Here is a 17,547-nt window from a genome sequence, read left to right as displayed (position 1 = left end):
GCCTTCCCAGCTCACCCGTTTTGACCCGCAGGGGCTGGCGAACCTGGTGAACGGTTTCAGCAAATGGCCGGACGCGGCGGGCTGTCGCGAGGCCGCCGTCGCCATCGCCGGTGAGGTGCCTTCCCAGCTCACCCGTTTTGACCCGCAGGGGCTGGCGAACCTGGTGAACGGTTTCAGCAAATGGCCGGACGCGGCGGGCTGTCGCGAGGCCGCCGCCGCGATCGCCGGTGAGGTGCCTTCCCAGCTCTCCAATTTTAAGCCCCAGGCGCTGGCGAACCTGGTGAACGGTTTCAGCAAATGGCCGGAAGATGCGGCATGCCACCAGGCGGTAATGGACATCGCGCGCGGCCTCGGCGGACCGGGCCGACGCTTTGGTTCGTTCACGACGCTTGAGCTCGCCACGATCGCCAATGCTCTGGGACGCAGTGTCATAAGGGGCGAGGACGGTGGAGACGTTGCGGAGACGGCCCTGCTGAAGAATAGCCTACATCAGCTGGCTCATTACCTGCACTATGCCGATGATCGGCTGGAGCAGGCCGATGTTCTGAGCATTGCTACCATTTTCAAGGCGCTGGCGAAGGTCAGGCTGTTCGAGGACCTCGGTTTGCTCGCACCAACAGGGCTAGATCGCCTTACGGGATTGCATCGTGCCCCTGGTTTTGCCGCGGAGAATAACCTCGAAACCACGGGCAATCTTTGCGCCGCCCTGCTGCCGCTGGCGCGTAGCCCGCATCTGCGCTGGCACCGTAGGCAGGCTCTGAGCCTGCTGAACGACATCCAGCCCGTCGTGGAGCACAAGATCGAGGCGCATCTCAACGCAAGCGAGGCCGAACGGACCCGTGGGCCGTTCGCGAGCCGCTGCCCGGCGTTGTCGATCTATCAAGTGCTGAAAGCCCGTGCGGTCCTGGAGACGTTGTTCAAGCGGCCGTATGTCGAGGGCAAAAAGCCCGATTTGCTCGCACGGCAGGGCGAGCTGCAGCGCAAGACCAAGGAGATCCTGGACAGCACGCGCGACCTCATCGAAAGCGATCTTTCCAACATGAGCTGGAACCTGATCGCGCAGATCGAGTCGGACAATCCGCTCGATGTGCTGGACACGTTCATGGCGCAGGATGCGGCGAGGATCCAGGCGCGACATCCGGCATCCGTCTTCGACATGCATGAGGTGTTGCGATCGATGGACCATGAGCCCAGACCGCCGCAGGGTGATGCGGGACTGATGCAGTTGCCCGTAGTCGACATGCAGGGACGGCGCGTGGCGACGGAGCCCGAGACGCGCTATTCGATTTTTCATCGCCTGACCTCGGGGGCATTGCCGGTGGTCGCGGTGCAGCTGCCGGCAAAGCTGAGCACTTTCATGTTGGCGCGGACGCTCACCGTCGATGGTGTGCCGTACCGCCTGGACCTGTTTGGCGGCAGCAAGTTGAAACCACCAAAGCCGACCCTGTCGCAGATCGCCGCCCGGGCTCCAGGCGCGCAGCCAGCCGCGTCTTCCGGAGGCAAGCTGCTGGCCATTCCCTATGCCGAAACCGCTCCGGGGACGGCGTTCGAGCAACTGTCGCGCGCCTGGGCGCCGTTCAAAGAAGCCTATTGGTACACCCAACGCAGGGGGTTTGCGGCGCCACCGGCGATCAAAGATCTAGGGCCTCACGACTACGCGCTGGAGGGCGCCTTCAAGCTGTTGCTGCTGCCAGACCGCCCGGCCACCAAGGCGCATCCCTTTAAGCTGACTGGACCGGAAGGTCCGATTGCCTTGCGACCGCATGACGGCTGCGGCTTCATCAAGGCCTCGCTGGCCGAGCAGATGCCAGCTGTTCACCGGGTTGGTCACCAGGAAGGTCCCGATCGGCTGCGGGCCTTTGGTGAGGGAAGGAGATCGTCCGTCCCTCCCTCGGCGCTGCAACATTACCCTCGCAACGACCAAGTGGCGGAAGAAGCGAGCGAGAAGGCCAAGACCTGGCTTGAGAGCCGAGACGGACGAGAGCTGACGTCCGAAGAGTTGTTTCGCACCGTGACGACCGGACACACCGATGGTCCCGGCGCGGTCGCCGTTCCATCCGATGATGGCTGCCTCCATGTGCCAAAGCTCAAGAGCGACACGCTGCCGGGAACGGGGGGCGTGCTGATCGGGCGGGCGCCCTATGATAAGCCCAACCTGCGTCCGCTCGCTGCCGAACGAGTCAAGTCGGCAGCTGATGGGGATCCGACTGCGGCATTCCTCGATTGGTGCGTGGCCATGCAATACAGTTTCAGTGTCGCCCAGAAATCGCGGGAGGAACTGGCGGCCGACGATCCGAGCTTCTTTGCCAAGGGCATTCTGATCGTGGTGCCGGATGAGATGTGGCCGGCCAACTACGCCGACCGTGGGCTGGTGATGTCGGCCGAGGACGTCAAGTGCCATTCGAGCTGGACTAAACGCAAGGACCGCGCAACCGTGGACATGCCGGTCGACTGCGTGGGCATCCTGCAGGCGACCGAGCTGTTCGCTCCTGGGTCGTTGGTTGCCGTCCCGCCCGATGAACAGAAGAAGCTCGACGGCGACTTCGACGGGGATGCCGTCATTATCATCGGCGACCGGCCGCAGCTTTATCAGCATGTCTGGCAGTTCGATGAAAAGGAGCAAGCTCGCGGCGTTTGCTCGCTCAAGCCGCCAAAGTCGCATACGCCGGCGATTGAGGATGGTAACTATCAGTTCAGTCGTGCCAGCCAGATCCTCGCGGCCACGACGAATGTTTTGGAAATCTATAGCAGCCTGCAGCGAAGCTTTCTGGCGCAGTCCCATCAAGCACGACGCTGGTTTGCCGAGCGGGCCATCTTTGGTACTTACGAGGGCGTTCACCACAAGCTACGGCACGACATCCGTCAGCTACTGAACCAGGAACAGGTGAGTGGCCAGGATATAGAGGACAAGCTCGAGCGGGCGAGGCGCGAGACCGAGGTCGCAGACCATCCGGTCGCCCGCGAAACGGCCGAGTTGCTTGTTGCCGACCTTAAGGCATGGGCAGCGAGGGCGGATGAGCAGGTGCTGCCCGAAACAGCCGAAAGCGACACCAAACTGACGGTGAGCCCAGCGTTCGTCGAGCTTTTCCCGGAACTGGCGGAGGCCTATTCGGCCGCTCCTCAGCCCCGCGACCGCATCCAGGTCTTGCTTGACCACTACCCTGCGCGCATCGAGCCCCGACCGGATGGTTACAATCTGGACGATCTCGTCCAAAGCGCAAACAATCTTCTGAGTCTTGGCATCAAGGTCGGGACCGACGGGTATAAATCCGACACCGGAGTCCACCTTTTCATGAAGAAAAGCCAAGAGCTGCAGCGACTCCTGCAACAGGTGCCGGGCCTGACCTCCGTACCCTTCAGCAAGAGCCTGGCGGCGACGCTCAGCCAGGGCCGGTTCGACGTCGATGCGGCCTTGGAGGATCTGAAGGATAATCCCACGCTGGCGGCGTCAGTCATGGAGGCCTCAATCAAGCTTGCTGCGGAGAAGCACATTCTGCCCGAACCCACTGGCCGACTGCTTACGGCTGAGGATGCCGCCATGACGGTCATGCTGACCCGCGAGGAGGCTGCGGAGCGTGCTCAAATGGAGGCCGCCCGCGCGGAAGTCGAAGAGACAGAGATCACTGCAACGGCATTCGAGGTTGCCAAGACGCTTAGCCAGGTGGGCATCCAGGTGAATATGCCCCATCTCGATCGCCGCTTGAGATCGGAAGCCTCCATGACGGCCCAACTCACCGGGATGAGCGTCACGTCTGACGACGACTCTCAGCTGATCAGCAGCGCTGTTCGCCACGTCTTCGAAGTCCCTGACGAGGATTTTGCAAGCGCCTTCAAGAAGGCCGTGCTGGGCTTCGGTGAGCGGGGCTTTGCCGAGATCAGCACAACCAACTGGTTCAGAATGCGCAATCCGACGTTTGTCGGCATCAAAACCGTACTCGCCACTCCGCGAGGTTACCGCTTCGAGGCGGAGTTCCACACACCAGACAGTTACAAGGCCAAGATCGCCAATCACGATACCTACAAGGAGTTGGAGAAGCTTCAGCAGCAATCGAGCGGAGATGCTCTGTATAACGCCGAAGAACTGGCGCGCCGTGCGCGAGAAGTCTGTAAGAAGGTGGCTATCCCCGATGGCGCCAAGAACATCCCCCACTGGGGAGTAGAACCGGCTCGTAGAAGGCAGGCTGGTGCAGCCTTTACGGCGCGAGCTGCCGAGCCAGGAAGGCGCGAGATTGGAGAGATTGTGACGGCTCTCGGCGATCGACCGATCGTGCTCGTCGGCATGCCAGGTGCTGGCAAATCCACCATCGGCCGGCGTCTTGCGAAGCGGCTGCGGCTGAACTTCATCGATTCCGATGCCGAGATCAGGAAAGAAGCCGGCACGTCGATAAGGCAACTCTGCCAGACCTATGGCGAACAGTATTTTAGGGATCTTGAGGCTAAGGTAATCGCGCATGCGCTCAAGCAAGGGTCCGCGGTGCTCGCGACTGGTTCCGATTCGTTGATCCACGATCAGACCCGTAACCTGATCCATGACAAGGCAGTCTCGATCTGGCTCAAGGCCGACGCCGACGTGATAATGCGGCGCAACATGGGCCGGTCCGGCCGACGGCTGCTGCAGACCCCCGACCCGAAGGCGACCGTCACACAACTGATTAGGGAGCGCGAGCCGGTCTATCAAACTGCTGATCTCACGATTGGCTCGGGCAGCGGGTCGCATCAAAATCAGGCGGATGAATGCGTGACCGCGCTGCACGCCTATCTCTGCGACGCAGGGCAGGGCGCTCGGCAGACCGGCTTGTTTCAGGAGCTTCCTGTTGCGCCAAGCTCTCAGAATGCGGGAGCTTCGGGTATGCTCGTGCAGGAGATGCGGGTCGCCGCCGCCTCATCATCTGCGGTGGCTCGATCGTCAGACATCCATGCCAGCCGTGGAGCTCTGATTGATTTGCCTCACCATTTACGGGTGTCGTCGATGAAAGCTTCGGATGCTCGCACGGACACCTTGGATCCGACAGCCTCGCTCCACCGTCGCAGCAGCTTAGCGCTCGACGCCCAGGAATGGCTGGGCGACGAGCATATCGCGGCGGATTACGCGCTCCTGGAGCAGGAATGGCAGAGGGAGAACCCGGGTCTAGCCGCGCAGATCCGGTTCGCACCGCCCGCGCCAGTTCAACTACTGCGCTTGGCCGAGAACCCGAACGACATACAAGAAACTCTGATGGGGATCGTCCAGGACCATAATGGTAACGATACAGCCAACTTTCTGTTGCTGCCGGTGAACGATGGCGGCGCTGATCGGGCAGGCACCCATTGGTCGCTGCTGCTCGTTGATCGCCGCGTGCCGGAAAGGATACGCGCCTATCACTACGACTCCAGCGGGAATAGGAACCGGGCCGTCGCAGAAGAGCTCGCAACACGGCTGGGCGCCCGCCTCAGCATAGCTGCCATGGCCCAGCAGCAGAACGACTATGATTGCGGCGTCTTCGTGCTCGACGCCACGCGGGCGCTGGTTGAACGTTTGGCGCAAGGACAGCGGCCAGAGGCGCTGCACCTCGACAACATCGTCGCCGATCGGCAGGCATTGCGGAACCGACTAAGCGCTTTTCTTCAGTTGGGCTGATGACGATGATGGGAATACTACGCCGGCGCAAAGCCCGGGAGGATCCCGCTATCCTAATGGAGGAGATCAGGCGGCCGTCTAACAACGGGCTTGGGCCCGATCATTCGTTGGGCTGCAGTTTCTTGGTGTGCGCGGCCTCACGAGCGTGGCTTCTCCTCCCCAGCGATGGCAGTCGAGCGTGCGTGTTAGGAAATCAGGCGCGTGAACGTGCGTTTCCTTCTTAGCCGGCGTTTCTCACACTGAATCTCCTCCGAATGATAGGACTGAAGTGGACCCCAATTCGTGCCGGAGGCATCGTCGTTGTCGGGGTCCCTGTTCCCGAACTCGGACATCATGTTGCTGAACTCGGAAAGGAGCGCCTCGTCCTCCTGGGCCACGCGGCCGCGCTTGGCGTAATACATGCGAAACTCTGAGTTGACTACATCGCACACCGAGTCGCGAGACGACGTCTCGCGATGACTGCACCCGAAGACTTTGGCGACCCCCGACCTAACACGCGGCCAGAATCCTCGGCTCTTGTTGTCCTTTGTCCGTACCGCAGGCTGCGCTTCCGACGCGATGTGGCGCGTGCCACCAAACAGCCAGTCATGCAAATCAGACAGCGGCGTGCCGGCAGCCGAGTGACCGCGAGGGAGGTCCACGCCATGACGGGCGCTACCGAAAACGTCGTCCCGCAGTTTGGACTGCGACGACGTCCGGTTCGAACCGCCGATATCATCCAGCTGGATTCTTCGATGCCCTCGCTCGGAACGAGTATCTGGCAAGGGAGCAGCAGGAGAGTTAGCAGCAGCGGAACTCAGACCAGAACAACTAAGTTGAAAGTCGCTCAGCTGCTGTTCAGGGCTCGCTTCATCCGCAGGCGCGCTGCCGGAGTCTTGCCGTGCCCGCTGCTGCTCTTGCAGGGCAGCGTAGCGCTGTATCCAAGCGCCGGTATTGAATGGGTCCATTGGATCGATCTTCATACCGCACTCTCCTTGGATGGATCCAGCAATTTCCGAGCCAAGTTCAGAGGTCTCAACGTGAAACGCTGATCGTCAAACGCAAAGACCAGAAGATTCTGTTATCGGTGTTTTGCCGTTCGCTTTCGAGAAGCTGACACGACTTCTAATGGAAATCGAAACCGGCGTGATCTGGTTGCATTGGTCAGCTGAATTCGCTGCCCGATCGCGTTTTTGGGCTCGCCAATTGCGCCATTGAATATGACGCACGCGCGATTGCTTAGTAAACGGTACGAGAGGGCCACGGAGCCACGGACTTGGTGCGGACGGCCTACGCACCGCGCTTGAAGCGTATAGGCATCCAGAACTGCCGCAGGGCCTCGACGGTTGCTGGAATGTTGCGCCAGGCGTTTTGGGCGATGGGCTGCGTTCCCAGCGTGCGCCGGGCCGGGGGTAGCAAGGGCCGACCGGCGTCGTCGATGCAATGGATCAAGATCGGCCGCAGCATAAGGTGTTCGGTTCCGTTCGGAGAGAGAAGCCGCGACCAGAGGAGAAGCCGAAGCTTCATGACGGCGTAGAAGCCCATGCACCAGGGCTGCGGGTCGACTTCGCCGGCCGGTGATCGCACGAACAGCGACTCGAAGCTCTCCGGTCTCGTCGACAGCGCCTCGCCACATCATGCATGGCGATCTTGCCCTCGATCTCGGCCGCGTGAGCGAGCGCCCTGTTCCAGCGGGCTTCCAGCTCACTGGCCACCAGCCGGTTCGCGGGATCAGCGGCATCGTATTGCCGGAAAGCCCTGTCGGCGGCATAGCGCGCCGCTTCGAGGTCGCGACTGAGAGCATCGCGTACCTGATCGCGCCGCTCCCTGGCTCCCTTGGCGGCAGCGGTTGCGGCGGCGACCGCGCCCGGACCGACGACGCCAAGCAGTGCTTGCTCGATGGCATCATCGACGCGCAGTCCGCCGAAGGCGATGCAGTGGGCCCCGCCATTGTCCATCCAGGCACGGCTGCAGCTGTAGCGCGGGATATGGCTTTCCATGCCGGAGTACCGGAGTGTGAGCTTGCGACCGCAGCGCTTGCAGCGGATCAGGCCGGCCAGCAACGCGTCACCATGCTTGGGCGCGCCGTGATGCCGACTGGTGGGAACATTGCTGCTGACCATGGTGCGAATCGCCTCGAACCTCTCCCAGCTCACATACCCTTCGTGAGTATTGGGCTTCAGCGTCAGCCATTCGTTCCGCGCCTTGCGGCGGATCTTCACGCTCACGCCGGCGGTGCTGTATCCCGCCGCCACAGCTGTCTTACCATAGGCATAGGCGCCGCCGTAGACCGGGTTCTCAATGATCCGGTGGATGGCAGAGTAGTTTGGTCGCCGCCAGGCCGAGTCGCCGTTGGTCTGCTTCACCGGCAGATCGAGATTGTGCTCGTGGAGCCAGCAGGGCGCCTGTCGCGCGCTGCCCAGTTCCTCGACCTTGTCGAACACCAGCTTGATCGTTTCCTGGACACGCCGATCCGGGTCTTTCTCATAACGGTCGCCGGCCTTCACGAAGCCGACGGGCGCTGTCACAACCAACTCGCCCCGGCGCGCCTTCTCGTAGCGGGCCGAGAGCGAGCGCTGGCGCAACAGATCCAGCTCGTACTCGTTGAGGCTGCCCTTGAGCCCGAGCAGCAGGCGGTCGTTGCCGTGTCTTGGCGCATAGATGGTCTCTTGATCGACCAGAACGGTATCGACCACGCGGCACATCTCGATGAGTTGCTGCCAATCCCGGCTGTTGCGGGCGAAGCGCGAGACCTCGCGGGCGCAAACCGCACCAACCTTGCCGAGGCAAACCTCCGCCACCATTCGCTCGAATCCGGCGCGTTGTATGCCGCCGGCGGCTGAACGACCAAGATCATCATCGATCACTTCAATCTCTGACCACCCGAGTGCCGTCAGCCGGTCTCGCATGGCGTATTGCAGCGCGCTGCTCTCGCGATTGTGCAACACCTGATGGGCCGAAGATTGACGCACGTAAAGAATCGCCTTGCGCTCCAGATGATGAGGCCTGACCTTGTCAGAGATCATGATCGACCTCCTTCGCGCGCGGCGTCGCTGACATCGCAGCATGGTCGAGGATCAACTGCGTCATCAGGCTCGTGAGCGCTGACCGCGCTTCTGCTGGCAGATCCGGCCATGTGGGCGCGCCGATGGCGCCGTTCGACAGGCCACTCCCGAACAGATCCATCTGCTGCTGCGGCCGCGGTTGTCGATTGTGTCGGTATCCGCTCCCTGGCACTGCCGTCTGCCGTGACATGAGTCTCTCCCCGATTCTGGTCGTGAGAGGCTCTGGATGCGCCAGAAAGCAGGGCAGCTGATGGCGTTCGATCCTTTAACGCCAGATCGAGAAGCGCAGAGAGCGCCGCAAGTGCGTCAATGCTGACAAACGGCTGAGCTGTCAAAGGCTCGGCGTCAGGGCATGCTGCCCGATCGAACATCCATGCTGGAACCTCCAACCATCGATCCGCTTGCGATCCATCAAGAGAGCAGCGGAAAGCGACATCATCAGCCTTCCCGCCCGTTCCATGAACGCAAACTCGGCGACCAAACCAGGGGTGAAATCGATAGAGAACCTCGCGAAGAACGGTCCTGTGGGCGTTCTTGAGCCTTGTTGTAGAACTTCTGACGCCCCCACTCCCCCATAACGGCCGCACCCGCACTGTTAGATGGTCCGCTGCTCAGATCCATAAATTGGAGATCCGTCTCCTTCAGCGGGCCGGCTTTCAAGGCACGGACCAAACTGTCGCATTTCTCGAGCTCCCGATATGCCTTGCGTGCGGCGGTGTAGGCTTTCGCACGCGCCCACCTCGCTTGTTCGGTTTCCGACAGTGCTTCCTCAAGGCGCTGTTCGAGCAGCCGTTCGTGGTTGTGCAGTGAGATCACCTTTGCCTTCGCCTCCTCCAGATCGTTGAGAGTGACAGCTTTGCCGATCAGCGAATCGTATGTCTCGTACTCCAGACGAGGCCGGTCTCGCCGCCATGTGAGAAGGTCTGTCAGTGCTGCGTCGACAGCCGCAGCGGATTTGTCGATGGCTGACTGCCGCGCCCGCAGAGTCTCGTCGGCGCGGCGATGCCGCAATTGCCTCAACTCAAGCAATTGATGTCCGGCCTTGGGAATTATGCCAGGCACGTGGCAAGCTCATGAAGCATTGCGTCGAAGCCAATCTGTTCCCAAGTCGGCTGTCGCAGGAAAGCCCGTATACTCTCTATTTTGGCGATCGCCGTATCAGCATGCGGATCGGCTCCTTCCTCGTACTCGCCGACCCGTATCAACAGTTCCACCTCTTGGTATTTAGCTATCAACGCCCGCAGCTGACCTGCCAGCTTCTCATGCTGCGACGACACGATAGCGCTCATGACACGGCTGACGCTTGCCAGAACATCGATAGCGGGATAGTGGTCCGACATCGCCAAGCTGCGTGAGAGCACAATGTGGCCATCGAGGATGGAGCGGGTTTCATCGGCCAGGGGTTCGGTGACGTCGTCGCCCTCGACGAGCACGGTGTAAAACGCGGTTATCGATCCACGGTCATTATTTCCAGCGCGCTCCACGAGTTGCGGCAAAGTTGCAAAGACCGAGGGGGGGAAACCACGCAGGGCGGCCGGTTCGCCGGCCGCCAGACCAATCTGCCTCTGTGCGCGCGCAAAGCGCGTGACCGAATCCATGAGAAGCAGCACACGCTGCCCCTTATCTCGATACCATTCTGCAATCGCCGTCGCCACATAGGCCGCCTTCACCCGCTCCATCGCGGAACGATCTGAGGTCGCAACGACAAGAACCGATCTCGCTCGCGCCTCTGAGCCGAGATCGTGCTCGATGAACTCCTTCACCTCGCGGCCACGCTCGCCAATCAGCGCTACCACAGTCACGTCAACCGCCGCGCTACGCGCCAGCATCGACAACAGCGTGCTCTTGCCGCCGCCCGCCGCGGCAAAGATTCCCGTGCGTTGTCCCTCCCCGCACGTCAAAAGACCATCGATTGCTCGTATACCGACTGGAAGAACGCGATCAATGAGGCGCCGGGTCAAGGGATCCGGCGCCTCGCCTTGGACTGGCACGCGGGTGTCTGGAAGCAGGGGCCCATGCGTGGATGTGTCGAGAGGGCGGCCGAGACCGTCAAGCACCCGGCCAAGCAGGTTCCAGCCCGCGGGCACTGTCAGAGGCTCTCCCATCGGGATCACCTCAGTGAGGGTAGAAAGTCCCTGTATGTCACCAAGCGGCGTCAGAATGGCGATGTCGTGCTGAAACCCGATGACTTCCGCCGACAATTCGCAGCCGTTCTCGGGATTGCGGAGCGTGCACAGGTCGCCTATGCGGGCGCCAGGTGCCGTTGCACGGATGATTGTCCCGACGATTTGAAGGACCCGGCCGCGGACGCGCAATGTCGACGTCTGCGCCACCACCGTGCGCGCACGCTGGAACAAGCGATCGATGCCGTCGTGCGGAGAATGAATGGCGGTGATTGCCGTCGGTAGCTCGGGTAGCTCGGAAATCATGTTGCGGGGGCCTTCAGGCTATTGCGCAGGCCGGCTTCGATCGCCGCCAATTGGCTTTCGATCGTGGCGTCGACCAGTCCAGCATCGGTCTCAAGGATGCATCCGGCATCTTTGACGCGCGGATCAGAGACCAGTTCGACGACGGCGCGCGACGTCGCCGTCGAGAGCAGTTGGTTCAATCGTCTGCGAACCGTTTCGACATGCGCCGGTGCGACGCGTAAGCGGACGAGGGAGCTATGGCCCGTGAATCTCAAGCTATTCAAAGCGATCTGCACCGCCGCGTCATCCGGAACGACGGTATCGATGACCCGACGCGCGATCTGCAGGCCCATGTCGACAATCCGCTCTTGATTCTGCTCCATGATTCGCAGAGACGCCACGGCGATCCCGATCAAACGTTGTTCGATGGTCGCTTGCGCCGCCGTCAGCGCGGCTTCCTTGGCTGCCGTCTCGATCATTCCTACGGTTTCGCGCGCCCCGTCCACGAGCGCGTCCGCATCGCGTCGCGCCTGGGTGAGCAATTGCTCCGCGTCCACGATCGTCTGCGCGCTTGCTGCCGGCAGGACTCGCCCTGGGCCGAGGATGCCGGTCCTGCCAGACGTCAATTGAACCAGTGCGACCATGTTGGCATCTTTTTGCGGACGAGGCGGCGCATCGCTCGAAAGGCATCCTCGCCGGCATTGTCGTAACGGCAGGCGTCCGCCGCCACCATCCAGATCGCTGCGGGGCGGCGCAATCGTAGTCGGGTGCGCAGCCCATGCGGGACAGCGCCTATCGCGAGGCCGAACATCGCCGCACCGCGGTGGAGGAATGCATCAGGCGCAGTCGGCATTTCGGAAGTGCTGATCGCGGACATCAGTTCGAGGGTCGGTCGCGGCAACAGTGCAGCATGCGCAGCGAATGCGAAGGCCTCTTTCCCGAGAACGGCGCGTGCCGCCGCAACATCGGCCGTCCGAACGAGGCCGGTGAGGCTGGACACGCCGGTCCAAGCTCCAGCCAGGCAGATGAGGCGTGCAGCGTCGGGCGTCGGCAGAAATGCGAGCCGGGTTCGTGGTGCGTTGCCGGCCGAAATAATCGCAGCCGCTTCACCACCTTGGCCGCGAATCAGCCAACGTCCAAGCTTGACGCGGATAAACGGGTCGGACTGAGCGAGGTGCAGAGGCATCCATTCGGGCCAATCGGTCGCTCTTGTATCATCGAAATCGGCCGCAGGATCGGCGATGCAGCGCATCATCGCTCCCGCCCACGGCGTATCAAGCCATTCATCCGGGATTGTCGCTGAGCTCGTTGTGAGCGCAGTCGGATTGTTCGCTTCGCCGAAGTTCATGGCGCTGCCATACCGTTCCAGCGGCTAAAGCGCCGCCGCCATATGAGACAGACCAGCACAGCATTGCCGATCAGCGATGCCGCCATGCCGCCGACGAGGGCGATCAAGAGGTGCGATGGGTCGCTACGTTCTGACGCCCCGGCAGTCACTTCCGTTCGACCCAGCGTGGTATTGTCCTGACCCGCCTCTACAAGGGCAACTGAGACCCGATCATAGGACAGGCCCTTCAGGCTATTTGCGACCAGCTCCTTGATCTTCGGCACGACCTGATCGATCGGAGCACCGGGCTTGTAACGGACGAGCACAGCGGCAGTTGGCGAGGCGGGTGGACTACGGTCGTCACTCGCGCTTTCCGGCAAAACTGCGTGGACCCGGGCATTGAGCACGCCGTCGATACTGGACAGAGTCTGCGAAAGCTCCTGTGTGACACCATAAATGTAGCGAACACGCTCTTCTGTGTCCGATGAGATCATCCGGTCTTTCTTGAAGAGAGTGCCCATGTCGGCGAAATGATCGCGAGGCCACCCGGCGTTGTCCAACACAGTCATGGCACGCGGCACGTCTTCTGTCGGCACCACGAGCGAGGTCGTGCCGCCGGTGTCTGTCGTCCGTTCCGCGCGGATGCCTTCTCGCATAAGCAACGCAAGCATTTCGTTAGCCTCGCGCGCCGAAAGGTTGCGATAGAGCTCGATCTTCGATCCGCAGCCGACCAGGGTGAATAGCACCAGAAGCGCCGCCGCCCGCATCAATACAAACGCCGCGCCCGCATCATCGTGGTTCATTGGCCATTCAAGAAAGTGTCGAGCGTGTGGGTCGCCTTCCCAACCACCTTGGTCACAAGGTCGTATTGCAGACTCATCGCCGATAGTTCGACCTGCACGTCGAGCCACTCAGCCGAGCGGATGTTCCCCGCGTTCATGCCTTCGGCGGCTTTGCGAACGCCTTGCATGGTTTCTGCAAAGCCGGCGTTCAGTTTTTCCATGCCACTGAGGATATCATCGGATAGGCGAGAAGCGAGCGGTTCCCGTCCCTCCTCGGTCAGCGCGCTCGCAGCCATGATCGGCGGTTCGTCAGCTCGCTGCGACGGCACGGGCGACTCGAGTGTGGCTCGAAACGCCTCGACGGATTCGGCCGATACTTCCGACGTGGCCGGCATCTCCATTGCCGAAAAGGCCGGCCGTGTTTGCGGGAGGATACTACCTACATTGCTCATCAGATGTCCTTTCCTGTGGTAGGTGCCGGCGCGGTCTGGCCCAAGGCTGCGAGGAACCCATCGAGGCCGGGCTCGCCGCTTGGCAGACGCCTGAGCACAGTATCGCGTTCGCTTAGGCGTCCATTAAGCCCGAGAGCCAAGGCCTGAAACGCCATCCCATATGCATCATTTGCTTTGGCAAGAGGATCGAGACGTTCCAGCGCTGCTAAAATATCGCCTGCCGTCAGATCTGCGAACGCATACGCAATGACACACTCCCGACTGCCCGGCGCAATGACGTCAAGTCCCTTCGCAATCCGCCTCGCCCTCACCACGTCGTTCGTGACACAAGCCAAGAATGCCGCCTCGGTGAGACGTCGCAGGAGGCCGGAGCGACTGTCGGGTGTCGCACACGTCGACAACCAAGACTTACATCCCGAATCCCTGTCCATGACTGCGTCAGGTGTCGTTTGCTGATCATCCATGCCATATCCCGCGACCGACCTTGGCCGGGAAAACATCGCAGCAGCCCCCCCCCGAAAGGGCACGCTCGCGCCCCGCAGCCAAGCACCCATCTCACCACCACACATCCAATGCCGCTGACGACGGCCAGCAGCGCTCGACAAGACCGTCTGCCGAGCGGCATTGCCCGTTGCAAGCGATGAATTCTCACAATCATCTAGTTCGGCCTTCCGCTCGGCGCCAATACAATACGGGCATGGAGTCATAACGGTTGCCTATGGATAGTGGGTCTGCCCTCCGTCGACCGCTCGGTCCGGCACAAAAGTGTGAGCTGCCCGCTGGCGTTTCGTCCAGGGCGACTGCTGAACCCAATCGACCGCCAATGCGATCCGTATCGTTACCTGCTCAAGGCCGAAAATGCGTGCGGCTCGGCGACAATCTCTTACCGAACGCTTCGTTTGACGCAACGACACGTGCTTCTGGGCGTCAGCGACAGCTGCGCATCCTGCGCAGCGATGCGCAACAACAGGTAGGCAATCATCGCAGCGAGCACCTGCAGGCGGATGGCATTGTCGTTGGTGCCGAGGAACTTGCGGATATCGAGGTGCTGCTTGATCCAGCGGAACAGCAGCTCGATCTGCCATCGGCTCTTGTAAAGGGCGGCGATCTCGATGGCGGTACGGGCAAGGTCGTTGGTCAGAAGCGTAATCTTGCCACCCTTCTCGCGCCTGATCTTGATCCGGCGCAGCGGGATCGGCAGGCGCGAGTCTCCCTTACTGACGAGCTTGACCTCGTCATCGGCGAGAATCTCGAAACCATCGCCCTTGCGCTTACGGATAGTGCGATGTTCAAACGCCCGAAGACGGATGCTCGTCTTCGGGCGGGTGACGAAGAAAGCCTTGCTGTCATTGATCTTCCGCCACCAGCCGAAACGGCAATATCCCTTGTCGAACACGTGGGTCGTGCCGGCCTGGATTGGGACCTGACGGCCAATCTCGATGTCATTGACGTTTGCGGGCGTCACCTCGACGCACTTCGGGACATCGCCCTTGGGGTCGTAGACAACGTGCAGCTTCATGCCGCGGATGCGGCCGTTCCACGCCGCCCAGCTGCAAACCTTGCCGAGCGGGATCGGGCTGGCGTCGATCAGGCGCACCATCTCGTTGCCTTCGCTCCGCAGCTGCCGGCTTGCCATTACCGACAGCGTCGCAAAGGTTTGCGCAAAAATGCCGACCGGGCGCCGCGCATTGGCATCCGACAGCGTCGAACGCGACAGCTTGCCCGTCCCCAGATGATAATGGTGCTGAGGATTGGCGTTGAACCCCGCCTCCAGCCCGCGCAGACTGTCGTGACCGCTCAATTGCGCATAGATCAGCGCCACCAGGTGATCCCAGCTCTTGAACGACTTGTCGTAGGCATCCCCGTCCAGACCATCCACAGCCGTCTGAAACTGCCGTCGATTGATCGGTTCAAGGAGCTTCCCAAAAATGCTACCGCAAAATCGCATGCTCGGCCTTCTGTGTCTCGACAACCAGGAAAGACCGATTTGCCTCAGTCCTGCCGAGCATGCACTGCGACATAGCGATTCATTCCCCGGACATCCCTGCCGCAGACGGGACAAGTGACCAGCAGGCGTTCCCGCGTGGTGGGATCTAAGCACTACGGCCGCAAGTCCCAGATGGCCCTGTGGTACGGCGAGAGAGCAAGCGCGCGCGGGGATATCAGCAGCGTACGCCGCATGTTCTCCCGGATATCCTCGCTCGGCTCTTCGAGCCTGGCCATCAGCTCGCGCAGCCCTCATAGCCCTGCGCCGCCACGGTCCCGAGCTCACTCAATGCCGCCCGCAATGCGTTCGCGGCCATCGTGCGCTGCCGAACCAAGGCGCGCGTGCCGTGAACCGCCAGCGCAGCCTGCTGTGCGACGCTCTTGACCGCAACAAAGCGCATCGTCGGCTGAGGCACAGCCTCGCAGATCGCTTCCGCGTCCCGGCCATCGTTCTTGTTGCGCTTCACATAGGCCGGCGGCATCAGCTTGACCTCGTGACAGTACTTCCTGATTACCCGTGCCCAATGATGGGCGCTGCCGCAGGACTCCATCCCCACCAGGCACGGCGGCAAACCGGCAAACAACTTCTCCGCCGCTGCCCGCCGAAGCTGGCGCCGCAGCACCACGGTCACCGACGCGTCAACTCCGTGAACCTGAAACACGCTCTTCGGCAGATCCAAACCAATCGTGCTAATCTTCGTCATGGACGGTGCCCTTGTCTGGTTCGACTCAACATCACCAGTCTGGCACATCGATGCTGTCGGGGGCCGTCCACCCGTCATTGCGGGACCCGATTTGGTCCGGCTCGGCAGCCGAGAGGATTCGGCAGCGCAAGACTAAAGCCAAAACTGGTCCAGGCTTCGAGCCTCGGATCAGGGGAGCCATCCATCGCTAGCTGAAACGAGGGCTCAGACCATAGGTGTGGAATATCGCTTCATAACAAACATCTATTTGTCCTGGTCGTAGGAGAGAAGTACAGGAGATTCGAGTGCGACGGATGGCCGATCGCTCTTCGAGCATTGGGACGTGTCATCGAAAAGCATGTGCTGTCGTTTGTGCTCAAGCATTTATTCCTCGAAGAGATAGCGCAAGCCGCGAAAATCCCTTGGGTGCGCCTCGCGCGCTTACGATGGGGTAGTAGCGCGCTCAAGGGCGCCATTATGCTTCGAAGATCACAACCAGCGCATTCGCGGTTGTATTGGAGGCGCGTTATGACCGGCATTAGCGGACTTGGGATTCGCGTTTGGCGATCTGCAGACGATGGCGCTGAAGGCGCGGCCAAGTCTCACACAGATGGCGTTTCTGGCGAGGGCGGTCAAACGAACAGTTCTGTCCTTGGACGGATGGGCTCTGAGCCTCAAGATTTGGAGACTTGTTCCTCTCGCGTCCCTATCGACGATATAGCTGCGCAGCGCGGGCATGGTGGAAGCTCGAATATTCCGTATAGATCTTATCGTCAGGCACCAAGTCGGGCGGAAAGCTCGTCGCGTTGTGGCGGCGAGCACTGGCGAAGCGATCGAGCAGCCGGAAGCTCACGAACAGAGGGGCTCCGACCACATAGGTATTCCGCGTTCGCCCCGAGTGCCAGGTCAGGACAACGGCGCGTCGATGATGTCGCCGCGCAGAGCCGCCAGGTTGCAAGCTCTGAACAATCGTACAGGCCTTATCGTGGCGCACCAAGTCGGGCAGAGAGTTCGTCGCGTTGTGGCGGCGAGTACTGGCGGAGCGATCGAGCAGTCGGCAGCTCGCGAACAGAGGCGCTCTCGCCACATAGGTATTCCGCGCCCGACCTGAGTGCCAGGCCAGGAAAGCGGCGCGTCGACGATGTCGCCGCGCAGAGCATCCATGGTGCAAGCTTAGAGCGCCCCTATAGCTCTTCGAGCGCACTTAGTTCGAGCAGGCTTAATATGGCGCTAAGGGACATTGATCGG

General features: G+C 61.4%; 12 protein-coding genes and 2 pseudogenes. 1 reads left to right on the top strand and 13 read right to left on the bottom strand.

Features of this window, described 5'->3' with window-relative positions; translation table 11 throughout:
- A partial coding sequence (locus tag ACVJGD_RS02010) for a shikimate kinase (protein WP_456632765.1) occupies positions 1-5,617 on the top strand: 5,617 nt, incomplete at its 5' end.
- 185 nt (positions 5,618-5,802) lie between these two features.
- Here ACVJGD_RS02010 and ACVJGD_RS02005 read toward each other — a convergent pair.
- The 13 genes and pseudogenes from ACVJGD_RS02005 to ACVJGD_RS01945 all read right to left on the bottom strand — a co-directional run.
- Positions 5,803-6,579 (bottom strand): hypothetical protein, encoded by a 777-nt coding sequence (locus ACVJGD_RS02005; protein ID WP_456632764.1) that lies wholly within the window; start codon positions 6,577-6,579, stop codon positions 5,803-5,805.
- A gap of 307 nt (positions 6,580-6,886) precedes the next feature.
- Positions 6,887-7,141 carry a hypothetical protein gene (locus tag ACVJGD_RS02000; RefSeq protein WP_456632763.1) on the bottom strand — a complete coding sequence of 85 codons (255 nt, stop codon included), beginning with the start codon at positions 7,139-7,141 and terminating at the stop codon, positions 6,887-6,889.
- Positions 7,120-8,622, bottom strand: a complete 1,503-nt coding sequence (locus ACVJGD_RS01995; RefSeq protein WP_456632762.1) for a recombinase family protein — start codon at positions 8,620-8,622, stop codon at positions 7,120-7,122. Before ACVJGD_RS01995 ends, ACVJGD_RS02000 begins: the two co-directional genes overlap by 22 nt.
- A complete protein-coding gene (locus tag ACVJGD_RS01990) occupies positions 8,612-8,851 on the bottom strand; it encodes a hypothetical protein (RefSeq protein WP_456632761.1) in 240 nt (79 codons plus the stop codon). The genes ACVJGD_RS01995 and ACVJGD_RS01990 overlap by 11 nt, the downstream gene beginning before the upstream one ends.
- A 248-nt stretch (positions 8,852-9,099) precedes the next feature.
- On the bottom strand, positions 9,100-9,723 hold the full coding sequence (sctO, locus tag ACVJGD_RS01985; protein WP_456632760.1) for a type III secretion system stalk subunit SctO: 624 nt from the start codon (positions 9,721-9,723) through the stop codon (positions 9,100-9,102).
- Positions 9,711-11,090 (bottom strand): type III secretion system ATPase SctN, encoded by a 1,380-nt coding sequence (gene sctN, locus ACVJGD_RS01980; RefSeq protein WP_456632759.1) that lies wholly within the window; start codon positions 11,088-11,090, stop codon positions 9,711-9,713. The genes sctO and sctN overlap by 13 nt, the downstream gene beginning before the upstream one ends.
- On the bottom strand, positions 11,087-11,626 hold the full coding sequence (locus tag ACVJGD_RS01975) for a FliH/SctL family protein (RefSeq protein ID WP_456632758.1): 540 nt from the start codon (positions 11,624-11,626) through the stop codon (positions 11,087-11,089). Before ACVJGD_RS01975 ends, sctN begins: the two co-directional genes overlap by 4 nt.
- Positions 11,627-11,691: 65 nt before the next feature.
- On the bottom strand, positions 11,692-12,069 hold the full coding sequence (locus tag ACVJGD_RS01970; RefSeq protein ID WP_456632757.1) for a hypothetical protein: 378 nt from the start codon (positions 12,067-12,069) through the stop codon (positions 11,692-11,694).
- A gap of 344 nt (positions 12,070-12,413) precedes the next feature.
- Positions 12,414-13,199 (bottom strand): type III secretion system inner membrane ring lipoprotein SctJ, encoded by a 786-nt coding sequence (gene sctJ / locus ACVJGD_RS01965; RefSeq protein WP_456632756.1) that lies wholly within the window; start codon positions 13,197-13,199, stop codon positions 12,414-12,416.
- Positions 13,196-13,630, bottom strand: a complete 435-nt coding sequence (locus ACVJGD_RS01960) for an EscI/YscI/HrpB family type III secretion system inner rod protein (RefSeq protein ID WP_456632755.1) — start codon at positions 13,628-13,630, stop codon at positions 13,196-13,198. The genes sctJ and ACVJGD_RS01960 overlap by 4 nt, the downstream gene beginning before the upstream one ends.
- Positions 13,630-14,094, bottom strand: coding sequence for a hypothetical protein (locus ACVJGD_RS01955; protein ID WP_456632754.1), 465 nt, complete (start codon positions 14,092-14,094; stop codon positions 13,630-13,632). The genes ACVJGD_RS01960 and ACVJGD_RS01955 overlap by 1 nt, the downstream gene beginning before the upstream one ends.
- Positions 14,095-14,558: 464 nt before the next feature.
- Positions 14,559-15,578 (bottom strand): annotated as a pseudogene (locus ACVJGD_RS01950) (IS4 family transposase); the annotation flags it as partial.
- A 295-nt stretch (positions 15,579-15,873) separates the two neighbouring features.
- Positions 15,874-16,320: pseudogene (locus ACVJGD_RS01945) on the bottom strand (IS110 family transposase); the annotation flags it as partial.
- Positions 16,321-17,547: the final 1,227 nt, after the last annotated feature.

This window comes from Bradyrhizobium sp. USDA 10063 (assembly GCF_054063735.1).
This window is presented reverse-complemented; position numbering and strand designations above follow the sequence as displayed.

Bases quoted from the DNA above. Each gene is read 5' to 3' on its own strand.
- ACVJGD_RS01960 (WP_456632755.1), bottom strand. From the start codon at position 13,630: ATGAGCAATGTAGGTAGTATCCTCCCGCAAACACGGCCGGCCTTTTCG.
- ACVJGD_RS01955 (WP_456632754.1), bottom strand. From the start codon at position 14,094: ATGGATGATCAGCAAACGACACCTGACGCAGTCATGGACAGGGATTCG.
- ACVJGD_RS02000 (WP_456632763.1), bottom strand. From the start codon at position 7,141: ATGGGCTTCTACGCCGTCATGAAGCTTCGGCTTCTCCTCTGGTCGCGG.
- ACVJGD_RS01995 (WP_456632762.1), bottom strand. From the start codon at position 8,622: ATGATCTCTGACAAGGTCAGGCCTCATCATCTGGAGCGCAAGGCGATT.
- sctN (WP_456632759.1), bottom strand. From the start codon at position 11,090: ATGATTTCCGAGCTACCCGAGCTACCGACGGCAATCACCGCCATTCAT.
- ACVJGD_RS01990 (WP_456632761.1), bottom strand. From the start codon at position 8,851: ATGTCACGGCAGACGGCAGTGCCAGGGAGCGGATACCGACACAATCGA.
- sctJ (WP_456632756.1), bottom strand. From the start codon at position 13,199: ATGAACCACGATGATGCGGGCGCGGCGTTTGTATTGATGCGGGCGGCG.
- ACVJGD_RS02005 (WP_456632764.1), bottom strand. From the start codon at position 6,579: ATGAAGATCGATCCAATGGACCCATTCAATACCGGCGCTTGGATACAG.